12 protein-coding genes are annotated in these 11,490 nt (G+C 66.9%); 5 read left to right on the top strand and 7 right to left on the bottom strand.

Going from position 1 to position 11,490, the window contains the following annotated elements:
* The first annotated feature begins 203 nt into the window (after positions 1–203).
* A complete protein-coding gene (gene corA, locus A5740_RS01115; RefSeq protein WP_076190797.1) occupies positions 204–1,307 on the top strand; it encodes a magnesium/cobalt transporter CorA in 1,104 nt (367 codons plus the stop codon).
* Here the strand turns inward: corA and A5740_RS01110 are convergent, their stop codons facing one another.
* The 6 genes from A5740_RS01110 to A5740_RS01085 form a co-directional block, all read right to left on the bottom strand.
* A complete protein-coding gene (locus tag A5740_RS01110; RefSeq protein ID WP_076190796.1) occupies positions 1,308–1,919 on the bottom strand; it encodes a suppressor of fused domain protein in 612 nt (203 codons plus the stop codon).
* A complete protein-coding gene (locus A5740_RS01105; RefSeq protein WP_076190794.1) occupies positions 1,916–3,154 on the bottom strand; it encodes an ABC transporter ATP-binding protein in 1,239 nt (412 codons plus the stop codon). The genes A5740_RS01110 and A5740_RS01105 overlap by 4 nt, the downstream gene beginning before the upstream one ends.
* A 4-nt stretch (positions 3,155–3,158) precedes the next feature.
* Positions 3,159–3,983: a carbohydrate ABC transporter permease gene (locus A5740_RS01100; protein WP_175616127.1), complete on the bottom strand. Its 825-nt coding sequence runs from the start codon at positions 3,981–3,983 to the stop codon at positions 3,159–3,161.
* A 104-nt stretch (positions 3,984–4,087) separates the two neighbouring features.
* The gene (locus A5740_RS01095; protein ID WP_076190790.1) at positions 4,088–4,975 is read right to left on the bottom strand and encodes a carbohydrate ABC transporter permease; all 888 of its coding nucleotides are present in this window, start codon (positions 4,973–4,975) and stop codon (positions 4,088–4,090) included.
* Complete coding sequence (locus A5740_RS01090) at positions 4,972–6,369, bottom strand: ABC transporter substrate-binding protein (RefSeq protein ID WP_076190788.1); 1,398 nt, start codon at positions 6,367–6,369, stop codon at positions 4,972–4,974. Before A5740_RS01090 ends, A5740_RS01095 begins: the two co-directional genes overlap by 4 nt.
* 119 nt (positions 6,370–6,488) lie before the next feature.
* Positions 6,489–6,995 carry a general stress protein gene (locus A5740_RS01085; protein WP_076190786.1) on the bottom strand — a complete coding sequence of 169 codons (507 nt, stop codon included), beginning with the start codon at positions 6,993–6,995 and terminating at the stop codon, positions 6,489–6,491.
* Between the two features lie 88 nt (positions 6,996–7,083).
* On the opposite strand from A5740_RS01085, the gene A5740_RS01080 reads away from it, so the two are divergent.
* Positions 7,084–7,650, top strand: coding sequence for a DUF4190 domain-containing protein (locus A5740_RS01080; protein ID WP_076190784.1), 567 nt, complete (start codon positions 7,084–7,086; stop codon positions 7,648–7,650).
* A 19-nt stretch (positions 7,651–7,669) separates the two neighbouring features.
* Here A5740_RS01080 and A5740_RS01075 read toward each other — a convergent pair whose 3' ends face one another.
* The gene (locus A5740_RS01075; RefSeq protein ID WP_139334870.1) at positions 7,670–8,635 is read right to left on the bottom strand and encodes a CoA ester lyase; all 966 of its coding nucleotides are present in this window, start codon (positions 8,633–8,635) and stop codon (positions 7,670–7,672) included.
* A gap of 25 nt (positions 8,636–8,660) precedes the next feature.
* On the opposite strand from A5740_RS01075, the gene A5740_RS01070 reads away from it, so the two are divergent.
* From A5740_RS01070 to A5740_RS01060, 3 genes are all read left to right on the top strand, one after another.
* Positions 8,661–9,947 (top strand): magnesium transporter MgtE N-terminal domain-containing protein, encoded by a 1,287-nt coding sequence (locus A5740_RS01070; protein ID WP_076190781.1) that lies wholly within the window; start codon positions 8,661–8,663, stop codon positions 9,945–9,947.
* Positions 9,944–10,489, top strand: a complete 546-nt coding sequence (locus A5740_RS01065; protein WP_076190779.1) for a DUF1003 domain-containing protein — start codon at positions 9,944–9,946, stop codon at positions 10,487–10,489. The genes A5740_RS01070 and A5740_RS01065 overlap by 4 nt, the downstream gene beginning before the upstream one ends.
* Before the next feature lie 148 nt (positions 10,490–10,637).
* A partial coding sequence (locus A5740_RS01060) for a lytic transglycosylase domain-containing protein (RefSeq protein WP_076190799.1) occupies positions 10,638–11,490 on the top strand: 853 nt, incomplete at its 3' end.

Below are 11,490 nucleotides of genomic sequence, written 5' to 3'. Positions count from 1 at the left end.
GGGGTGCGCCCGGCTTGCGAACGCTCAGACGAGGACGCGACTGTACTTTCCGACACGGCGCAAGGGTACTTCAACGCCAATTCTCACAGGGTCGGGTTCCCCGCCGGTGAGCGTTACGCAACAGTAGCTTCGCGTAGCATCGATGTGCTGATCAGGTTGGGAGCAAACCGCGCACGAAGGTCCGCGCAGGAAGGTCGCAGCCCATGCCCTCATTCCGCGCCCTGCCGCCGGCCCTGCGCTCGGCCACCCGCACTCAGCACCCCGAACCCGACGCCAAGACGATCCACGTTCCGGTGGCCCGGGCCATGGTCGATTGCGGCGTGTATTGCGGTGGCGACCGACTGCCGGGGAAATACACCCATGCCGCGGCGCTGAACAAGGTCCGCGAATTGCAGCGGGCCGGCCACAAGGCGTACGTGTGGATCGGCCTACACGAGCCCGACGAATTCCAGATGCAGTCCGTGGCAGACGTTTTCGGCTTGCACGAACTCGCGGTCGAGGACGCGGTGCACGCCCATCAGCGTCCCAAGTTGGAACGCTACGACAAGACCCTGTTCCTGGTGCTCAAGACCATCACCTATGTGGAGCACGAGTCGGTGGCGCTGGCCCGAGAGATCGTCGAAACCGGCGAGATCATGATCTTCGTCGGGCCCGATTTCGTGGTGACGGTTCGCCACGGCGAACACGGCGGGCTGGCCGGCGTGCGCAGACGACTCGACTCGGCACCGGCGATCCTCAAGCTCGGACCGTTCGCGGTCATGCACGCGATCGCCGACCACGTGGTGGACAGCTACCTCGACGTGACCGACCTGATGGAAACCGACATCGACGCCATGGAGGAGGACATCTTCTCCCCGCGCACGCGCACCAACATCGAGTCCATCTACCTGCTCAAGCGCGAGGTCGTCGAGATGCGTCGCGCCGTGGCGCCACTGACCCTCGCGCTGGCGCGGTTACTCACCGACCACAACGACCTGATCTCGGTGGAGGTGCGCCGGTACATGCGCGACGTGCACGACCACAACGTGCAGGCCTCCGACCGCGTCACCAGTTACGACGAGATGCTCAGCTCGCTGGTGCAGGCCGCGCTCGGCAAGGTTGCCATGCAGCAGAACGTGGACATGCGCAAGATCTCGGCGTGGGTGGCGATCGCCGCAGTACCGACCGCGATGGCCGGCATCTACGGGATGAACTTCGAGCACATGCCCGAATTGCAGTGGACCTGGGGCTATCCCGCGGTTCTGGTGCTGATGGCGACGATCTGCTTGGTGCTCTACCGCACGTTCCGCCACAACGACTGGCTCTGACTAGCTGGGGCTCGCGGCCCTTCGGGTGGGGTCGAGGACATCGACCCCGTCGGCCTGCCACGCCTCCCGCATCGCGTCAGCGCCCTTGAGCCGCACCCACGCTGCCTCGGTGGCGGTGATCGGGGTGGCCGAGAGCACCGCCACCGGGCTCAGCGGATCGGGCAGCGCGACCTCACCGATATCGCTGACGCCCAACAGGAATGCGCTGAACGGCGCGCCGTCGAACAACGGTGTCTCAAGGTCGATCAGCGCGTCGGCCTCCAGGATCAGACCCTCGACCGCAGGCGCGGCGGCCAGCACCGCCAGTGACCGCGCCAGGCCACCCGGGGTCGGACCGCGCAACGACAACACCATCTCGGCGCGCGGGCCGTGGATCGGATCGGAGACCAACTCGGTCGGATCGAACATCGGGTGGCGTGAACACCCAAGCGTCACATAGTGATACACATCCTGGCCCGAGCCGCCTGCCCGCAGGTCCGGTCCGAAACGCAGCACGTCGATGCGCTCGGTACCGAGGAAGGTGACGCTGGCGCTGACCGGATCCGAGGTGATGCCGGCCGCACTGAAGTGCTCACCCACATGGGTGCGCACGGCAGCCAGGACGTCGATCACTCTGCCGTCGGTTCTGCGGTCGTCTCGGCCGATTCGGCGGGTTCAGATGGTTCAGATGGTTCGGTGCGGGTCAGGTTCACCCCGGTGTCGGCGTCGAAGATGGTCAACTTCGACGTGTCGAACGCCAACTCGATCTGCCGCCCACCGGCCACCGCCGATTCTGCCGATACCCGCGCCACGAACTCGTTGGCGCCGGTCCCGGAATCGGCGGCCAGTTCGGCGAGTTGGGCGGCCTGCGCACCGGCGCCCTCGACCGTGAAGTGCACGTACTTGTCGGCGCCCAGCGATTCGACGATGTCGGCGCGCACTTCGAAGCTCAATGCCCGGATGCGGGCGTAGCCGTCGAGCAGCGCGGCGTCCTCCAGGTGCTCGGGCCGGATGCCGACGATGATGTTGTCCGGCTTGGGTTGACGGTCCAGCAGGTCGTGCACCTGCTGGGTGAGGGTGACGTCGCCGAACGGCAGCCGCACCCCGACGTCGGTGAAGGTGGCCGGGAAGAAATTCATCGCCGGGGACCCGATGAACCCGGCCACGAACAGGTTGGCCGGATTGTTGTACAGCTCATCGGGGGTGCCGATCTGCTGGATCTCCCCGGCCAGCAACACCACCACCCGATCCCCCAGCGTCATCGCCTCGGTCTGATCGTGCGTGACGTACACCGTGGTGGTGCCCAGCCGGCTCTGCAGCCGGGCGATCTCGGCGCGCATCTGCACCCGCAGCTTGGCGTCGAGGTTGCTCAGCGGCTCGTCCATCAGAAATGCCTTGGGGCGACGCACGATTGCCCGGCCCATGGCCACCCGCTGCCGCTGCCCGCCGGACAACTGCGCGGGTTTGCGGTCGAGCAGTTCGGTGAGGTCCAGGATCTTCGCGGTCTCCTGGACCTTCGCCTCGATCTCGTCCTTCTTGAGCTTGGCCAGGGTGAGCGGGAACGCGATGTTCTGGCGCACCGTCATGTGCGGGTAGAGCGCATAGGACTGGAACACCATGGCGATGTCGCGGTCCTTGGGCGCCTTGTCGTTGACCCGCTCACCGCCGATGCGCAGTTCACCCGACGAGATGTCCTCAAGCCCGGCAATCATGTTCAGCGTCGTGGACTTACCACAGCCGGAAGGCCCCACCAGGATGATGAACTCACCGTCGGCGATCGTCATCGAGAACTCTTTGACGGCTGCCCTGAACCCGCCTGCGCCGTCGGGGTAACTCTTGGTCACCCGGTCCAACACAATCTCGGCCATCCAATTACCCCTTTACCGCACCGGACGTCAGGCCAGCGACGATCCGCCGCTGGAAGATCAGAACAAAGATGATGATCGGGATGGTGATGACCATCGCGCCGGCCGCGATGGACCCGGTCGGCTCCTCGAATTGCGAACTGCCGGTGAAGTTCGCGATCGCCACCGGCGCGGTGATCGCGCGCTGTGTCGCGGTCAGCGACAACGCCAGCAGCAGGTCGTTCCAGGCGAAGATGAACACCAGGATGGCCGCGGTGACGATACCCGGGGCGGCCAGCGGCGCGATCACCTTGCGGAACGCCTGCGCCGGGGTGGCCCCGTCCATCTTGGCGGCCTTCTCCAGATCCCAAGGGATCTCCCGGAAGAACGCCGACAGGGTGTAGATCGCCAGCGGCAGCGCGAACGTGATGTAGGGAATGATCAAACCGGGCCAGGTGTCGAACAGCCCGATGCTGCGCCACAGGTTGAAGATCGGGGTCACCAGTGAGATCTGCGGGAACATCGCGATCAGCAGGGCCACGCCGACCAGAAGCTTCTTGCCGGGGAACTCCAGCCTGGCCACCGCGTAGGCGGCCATCCCGCCGATCACCACCGCGATCACCGTGGTGATCAGACCGATGCCGATCGAGTTGACCAGCGCCGAGGTGAACATGTTGCCGCTGAAGATGCCCTTGTAGTTGTCGAAGGTGATCTGGGCCGGAATCAGCTTGCCGTCCTTGACACTTGACGTCGGCTTCAGCGACAGCGACAGGATCCACAACACCGGTAGCAAGGCGTAGACCACCACCAGGATGTTGACGATCGTCCAGCCCGTCATCCGGCGCGCACTCACCCGCTCGCTCATCGGTGTCCTTCGCTCTTCGCGCAAGCGCTCATCGGTGTCCTTCGCTCTTCGCGCAAGCGCTCATCGGTGTCCTTCGCTCTTCGCGCAAGCGCTCATCGGCCCTCCGCCTCTGACCCGGGCGCAGACGCACCGAAAATCTTGATGAAGATGAACGCGATGACCGCCACCGACAGGAAGATCAACACGCTGATGGCCGAACCCAAACCGAGGTTGAAGGCCTTGAACAGGTTGTCGTAGCCCAGGATCGAGACGGATCCGGTGTTGTTCGCCCCGCCGGTCAACACATAGATGTTGTCGAAGATGCGGAACGCGTCGAGCGTGCGGAAGAGCAGCGCGACCAGGATGGCCGGTTTGATCAGCGGCAGAATCACTTTCACGAGCCGCGTCCAGGCCCCGGCCCCGTCGACTTCGGCCGCGTTGAGCAGATCCTGCGGTACCAGCGCCAGGCCGGCCAACAGCAGCAGCGCCATGAACGGCGTGGTCTTCCACACCTCGGCCAGCACGATGATGGCCAGCGAGGGCAGCTGCTCGGTGAGCGGGGCACTGCCGTCGGGCAACAGGTTGGCCAGATAGCCGGTGCCCGGGGTCCAGGCGTAGTACCAGCTGTAGGAGGCCGCGACCGTGACGATGCCGTACGGGATCAGCACCGCCGTGCGAACCAATCCCTTTCCGAAGATGGTGCGGTGCATGACCAGAGCCAGCGCCATACCGAGGACGAACTCGATGGCCACCGAGACGACGGTGATCGCCAGGGTCACCGCGAAGGCAGTCCACCAGTACCGGTCGGTGAGGATGGTCTGGTAGTTGGCTAGCCCGACGAATGCGGTGTCGTCAGGCGCGGCAAGGTTGTAGCGCTGCAGGCTGAGCCACACCGCGTAGCCGATCGGGTACGCGGTCACCGCGACCATCAGGATCACCGCCGGGGCGATGAGCGCGAAGGCCAGCTTGCGCTCGGAGGTGCGGTCGTCGCTGCGTGTCACGGAATCAGCCCTTTGCCGTCGATGGCCTTCTGCACCTGTTCGGTCAGCTCATCGGCGGTGCGCTCCGGGTCGATGTCGGTGATCGGCGCCAGGGTGGCCGAAATACGGGTGGACACAGCCTGATACACCGGTGTCGCGGGACGGACCGCGGCGTTGGTCAGCTGTTCGCGAATGATGGCGTACTGCGGATACTTGGCCTGGAACGCCGGATCGTCGTACAGCGATGCACGCACGGCCGGTAGTCCACCTTCGACCGAGGTGTAGCGCTGGTTTTCGACGTTGCGCAGGCACCGGATGGCCTCGAACGCCTCGGCCTTGTGCCGGCTGGTCTTGGCCACCGCGAGGTTCAGGCCACCCAGCGTCACCTTCGCGGGTTCCCCGTCGCGCACCCCCGGATAGTTGGCGAAGCCGAACACCTCTTTGCTGGCCTCGTACGCCGCCTGGAACTGCTCGTCAGTCGGCGAGAACGTACCCAGATCGTTGATGGCGTCGACGAGATCGGGGCGTTGGTCGAGCGGCAGGAAGTTCACCCCGCCCTTGACGGCGTTCTCCAACAGCGACGGCAACACGAAGGGCCAGTTGACCTCCAGCGCCGCCTTGCCCTGCTCCAGCGCGAGCCGGGCCGTCGCCTCATCGGTCTGGGTCACCGACGGATCGGCACCCGGTGCGGTGGCAACCGATTTGATGATCTGCAGCGCCTTGACCGTGGCGGCCCGGTGTTCGTCGGTGTCGGTCAGGGTGACGGTCTTGCCGTCATCGGAGAGCACCTGTCCGCCCGCACTGGCCAGCAGCGTGTTGAACCAGACCACCAGGCCCTCGTACTGCTTCGCCTGTACCGCAATCCAACTCGGCTTGCCGGCCGCGTGCAGACGGTTGGCCTCGGTGACCATGCCGTCCCAGGTTGACGGCGGCTCCTCCATCAGATCAGCGCGGTACCAGAGCAATTGGGTGTTGGTGGTGATCGGCGAGGCATACAGCTTGCCTTGCCAGCGAGCCGTCTCCAACGGCCCGGGCAGGGTGTTCTCCTCGGCGTCGGTCTCGGCACGACCGGCCGGATCCTCCGACAGCGGGACGGCCCAACCCGCCTCGGCGAACTCGGCGGTCCACACCACGTCGAGGGCCATGACGTCGAGCGTCTTGTCGTTACCGGTGAGCCTGCGGGCCAGCTGCAGCCGTTGGTCGTCAGCGCCTTTCGGCAAACTCACCTGGCGGATGGTGAAGCGGCCGCCGAGTTCGGCGTTGCAGCGTTTGGCCACGGCGGTGAAAGTCGCCATCTCGTTGGCCGGGGTGTAGTAGTTGATGACGATCCCGTCGTCGTCCTTACCACACGCCGAGACCACCGAGGCCGCCGTCAACGCGGCCACTGCCGCAGCACATAGCCGCCGAACGCGCACCGCCCTGCCTCCCGTCCGGATCCGATCGCCGCTGGAGAGCAGCTCCCGCGCGCACACCGTAGAGCCAAGCCCGCGTATGTGCAACAGTATGGGCCTGCCGGGGCCCAATCGTTACCTGGTCAGATCGTCAAGCGCGCCAGCAGATCCCGACCCTGTTCGGCGCTCTGCGGATCGCAAAGGACGTCGTAGCGGCCCGCGACCAGCTGCATGGTCGAACTGAAATCTCTTGTGCCGCGAGCCATCGCATACGGGATCGCCGAGGTGATCAGACCGAAGAAGACACCGGCGATCAGACCGGTGAGCAACGCGCTCCAGGGGTTGGGACTGAAGAAGCCGAGGATCAGTCCGATGAACAGACCCAGCCAGGCGCCGGACAGCACCCCACCGCCGAGCACCTTGGGCCAACTCAGCCGGCCGGTGACCCGCTCGACCTGCATCAGATCGACGCCCACGATCGTCACCTGCTGGACGGGGAACTGTTGGTCGGACAGATAGTCGACGGCACGCTGCGCCTCGGCGTACGTCGGGTAAGAACCGATCGGCCAGCCTTTGGGCGGGGTGGGCAGGGCGCCGCGCGCGGCCGAGGCGGCCCCTGGGGTCTGACCGGGTTGAAATGGGCTCGTCATCGAACTTCACTCTCCTCCGTACCGGGCACCGTGGGTGCCGCCGTCACGCAAACCGGGGCGTGGCCGTCGGTGCGCTAGGTTGATCAGCATGACAAACGCGGACGGCAACGCGGGCGAAACATCGCCATCCGACCCCGGTCCGCAGCCGTCATACGAGTTCGGACCTTCCGGCTACGGGGCCGACGCGACATATCCGCCCGCCGTCGACTATCCGTCGAACATTCCGCCAGACTATCCGCCGCCGGCGGCTTTCGGGCCGTCGTTCCCGGTCGGCCCGGGTTACCCGCCACCGCTGCCCGGATACCCTCCGCCGCCGCCCCCCTACGGCATGCCGGGCGGGTACCCGCCCGGTTATCCCGCGCCCGGTTTCCCCGTCGGTTACGGGATGACGCCGGCCAACACCACGAACAACCTGGCGATCGGATCACTGGTCGCCTCGATCGTGTCGGTGCCGCTGCTGGCCATGTGTGCCATCGGGTTGATCGTCGCCTTCGTCGGCATCGGCCTCGGCGCCACCGCCCTCAACCAGATCAAGCAGAGCGGGGAGGCCGGACGGGGCCTGGCGATCGCCGGCATCGTCGTCGGCATCATCGGGGCGTTGCTCAACGGCGGCTGGATACTGTTTTTCATCATCGGTCTGGCGTCCGCCGCCTGACCGCGCAGCCCGGGCCCCACTAGCGCGGCGGGCGGAACGGTTCGGCCTGGCGGCTCATCCCGGCCGCCCGGCCCTTGCCCGCGATCACCAGCGCCATCTTGCGGCTGGCCTCATCGATCATTTCGTCGCCCAACATCACCGCTCCCCTGGCCCCGCCGGCATGCGAGGTGTGCCATTCGTAGGCGTCGAGGATCAGCTCGGCATGGTCGTAATCGGCCTGGCGCGGGCTGAAGATCTCGTTGCCGGCCTCGATCTGATCGGGATGCAGCACCCACTTGCCGTCGTAACCCAGTGCCGCCGAACGGCCGGCCACCCGGCGGAACCCGTCCACGTCGCGCACCTTCACGTACGGTCCGTCGATCGCGTTGATGCCGCGGCTACGCGCGGCGATCAGAATCCGCATCAGCACGTGGTGATGCGCATCGCCGATGTCATAGCCGTCGGGCTGCCCGCCGACCTCGAGGGTGCGCATGTTCAGGCTGGCCGCCATGTCACCGGGGCCGAGCACCAGCGCCTGCACGCGGGGGCCCGCGGCGATCGCGTCGATGTGGGTCAGTCCCTGCGCGTTCTCGATCTGCGCCTCGATGCCGATTCGGCCGGGCTCCAAGCCGTGGGTGGATTCCAGTTGGCTCAGAAGCAGATCGAGTGCCTGGATGTGGGCCACCTCGGTCACCTTGGGCAGCACGATCAGGTCGAGCCGGCCACCGCCGGCCGCAACTCCGGCGACCACCTCGATCACGTCCGCGTAGGTCCACGGTGTGGTCCAGTCGTTGACCCGTACCCCGCGCAGCTGTCCGGCCCAGCCGTCGGCATTCAGTGCCGCCGCCACCTGAGTGCGAGCCGACGCCTTGGCCTCGGGCGCGACGGCGTCCTCCAGGTCGAGGAACACCTCGTCGGCGGGCAGAGTTTTGGCCTTCTCGATCATCTTCAGGCTGCTTCCCGGAACCGAGAGGCACGTTCTACGGGGTCGATACGTGTTCTCCACGACCACAGTCTCTACCCTTTGACTCATGGCGGCGGTGAACAGGGTCTACGCGGCCCGGTTGGCGGGAATGGTGGTGCTGGGCCCCGACGGGGAGTCCATCGGCCGCGTCCGCGATGTGGTGATCAGCATCAGCATCGTCCGCCAGCAACCGCGTGTTCTCGGTCTGGTCGTCGAATTGCTCACCCGCCGAAGGATTTTCGTTCCGATCCTGCGCGTGACGGCGATCGAGCCCGGTTCGGTGACGCTGGCCACCGGAAGCGTCTCGCTGCGCCGGTTCGCCCAGCGCCCCGGAGAAGTGCTGGTGTTGGGCCAGGTGCTGGAAACCCGGGTCCGCGTTGACGATCCCGATCTGCCCCAGCTGGCCGGAATCGACGTCGTGGTGGTCGACATGGGCATCGAACAGACCCGGACCCGCGACTGGGTGGTGACCCGGGTGGCCGTGCGTCCGCAACGCCGTCTGGGGCGGCGCTCCAACATCCATGCCGTCGACTGGCAGAACGTCCACGGGCTCACCCCCTCGGGCCTGGCGATGCCCGATCAGGGGGTGGCCTCGCTACTCGAGCAGTTCGAGGGACAGCGCCCGATCGAGGTGGCGGAAGCCTTGCGCGAGCTACCGGACAAGCGACGCTACGAGCTGTACCGGGCGTTCGACGACGAGCGGCTGGCCGACGTGTTGCAAGAGCTGCCCGAGGACGAGCAGGCCGCCGTGCTGCGCCAGCTGAACACCGAGCGCGCCGCCGACGTGCTCGGGGCGATGGATCCCGACGACGCTGCCGACGTGCTGGGCTCGATGACTCCGGCCGACGCCGAGACGCTGCTGCGGCAGATGGATCCCGAGGATTCCGAGGACGTGCGACGGCTGCTGGCCCACTCGCCCGACACCGCGGGCGGTCTGATGACCAGCGAGCCGGTGGTCCTGTCGCCCGACACCACCGTCGCCGAGGCGCTGGCCCGCGCGCGCGACCCCGACCTCACCCCGGCTCTGGCCTCGATGGCCTTTGTCACCCGACCGCCCAGTGCCACACCCACCGGTCAGTACCTGGGCTGTGTGCACCTGCAGCGGCTGTTGCGGGAACCCCCGGCGGCGCTGGTGAGCGGCATCGTCGACACCGACCTGCCCAGCCTCAGCCCGATCGACTCACTGGCCGCGGTCACCCGCTACTTCGCCGCCTACAACCTGGTGTGCGGGCCGGTGGTCGATGAAGAGAACCATCTGCTCGGAGCGGTCTCGGTGGACGACGTGCTCGATCACATGCTGCCCGACGACTGGCGCGAGCGTGACGAGCCCGAGCTGCCGGTGGCGAATTCATGAGCGAAACGTCAGCGCGCCAGCGGCTGGACACCCCCCGTGGCACGCGCGGCTTCGGGTTGCACGTCGACGTCGAGGCGGTCGGACAGTTCGGCGAGTCCATCGCCCGGTTCCTCGGCACCGGCCGCTACCTGGCGATCCAGACGATCATCGTGGTGGTCTGGATCGCGCTGAACATCGGCGTCTTCACCTTCCAGTGGGACCCCTACCCCTTCATCCTGCTGAATCTGGCGTTCTCGACCCAAGCTGCCTACGCCGCCCCGCTCATCCTGCTGGCCCAGAACCGGCAGGAGAACCGGGACCGGGTCTCGCTCGAGGAGGACCGGCGCCGGGCCGAACAGACCAAGGCCGATACCGAGTATCTGGCCCGCGAACTGGCCTCGTTGCGGCTCGCGGTGGGCGAGGTCGTCACGCGCGACTATCTGCGTCGTGAGCTGGAGGAACTGCGCGACCTGATCGCCGAGCTCAACGCGCCGGCCGATGCCGAACGGACCGCGTCGAGCAAAGCCGACGGGACCGAGCGCCGGCCCAAACGCAGTGGTTGAAATTGCTGTCGACCATTGTCGTAACAACGGAAAGCCGGACTATGTATGGTGACTTGGTTCACAACATGTCGTTCGGCCAGAAATTGACCTTAAGGACGGGTAAGTGCGCATAGGGGGAGGAGCGGCTCTCGCGACCGCTCGGCGCCGTATGAGCCAGCTCGTGCGTTCGCCCGCACTTGGCGTCGCCGTCCTGGCCCCCATCGTGTTGGTCGCCGGTGCCGGCTCGGCCGCGCCGCGCGGCGAGGTGTCCACCGCGGGGGTTACCCCGTTGGCCGCCGTCGAACCCCAGATCGACCGATCCGGTCCGGCGGTCGTCGCCGCGGCCAAGCCACCGACGAACTTCCGGATCAAGCCGATGACCACCATCTCGGCTCCCCCGCCCGCGTTCGTCGTCAATACTCCTGGCGCCCTTGGCATTCCGGGCACCTCGTTGAAGGCGTACCGCAACGCCGAGAAGATGATGGCCGCGGCCTACCCCGGCTGCGGGATCAGCTGGAACCTGCTGGCCGGCATCGGGCGCATCGAATCGGCCCACGCCAACGGCGGTGCCACCGATGCGCGCGGCACCGCGGTCCGTCCCATCTACGGCCCCGCCCTCGACGGCACCCTGCCGGGCAACGAGGTCATCGTGCAGAGCGCGCAAGCCGGCCGCGTGACCTACGCCCGAGCCATGGGGCCGATGCAGTTCCTGCCCGGGACGTGGGCCCGGTACGCCTCCGACGCCGACGGCGACGGCCGGGCCGACGTGCAGAACGTGTTCGACTCGGCCCTGGCAGCCGCCCGCTACCTGTGCAGCGGCGGGCTCAACCTGCGCGAGCAGTCCCAGGTCATGACGGCGATCCTGCGCTACAACAACTCGGTGGCCTACGCCCGCAACGTGCTGGGCTGGGCCGCGGCCTACGCCACCGGCGTGGTGCCCGTCGACCTGCCGCCGATCACCGGGTCCATTCCGCCGATCGGCGATTCGCACCTCGACAACCCGGAGGGCCTCGGGCCGGGCC

Source organism: Mycobacterium sp. GA-1841 (assembly GCF_001954135.1).
In the GTDB taxonomy this organism is placed as follows: domain Bacteria; phylum Actinomycetota; class Actinomycetes; order Mycobacteriales; family Mycobacteriaceae; genus Mycobacterium.
The sequence above is the reverse complement of the archived record's forward strand: the minus strand, read 5'-3'. Positions and strand labels throughout refer to the sequence as shown.

Excerpts from the sequence above, each read along its gene's own strand:
- A5740_RS01065 (WP_076190779.1), top strand. The coding sequence starts at position 9,944 with ATGAGCGAAACGTCAGCGCGCCAGCGGCTGGACACCCCCCGTGGCACG.
- A5740_RS01080 (WP_076190784.1), top strand. The coding sequence starts at position 7,084 with ATGACAAACGCGGACGGCAACGCGGGCGAAACATCGCCATCCGACCCC.
- A5740_RS01070 (WP_076190781.1), top strand. The coding sequence starts at position 8,661 with ATGGCGGCGGTGAACAGGGTCTACGCGGCCCGGTTGGCGGGAATGGTG.
- corA (WP_076190797.1), top strand. The coding sequence starts at position 204 with ATGCCCTCATTCCGCGCCCTGCCGCCGGCCCTGCGCTCGGCCACCCGC.
- A5740_RS01105 (WP_076190794.1), bottom strand. The coding sequence starts at position 3,154 with ATGGCCGAGATTGTGTTGGACCGGGTGACCAAGAGTTACCCCGACGGC.
- A5740_RS01085 (WP_076190786.1), bottom strand. The coding sequence starts at position 6,995 with ATGACGAGCCCATTTCAACCCGGTCAGACCCCAGGGGCCGCCTCGGCC.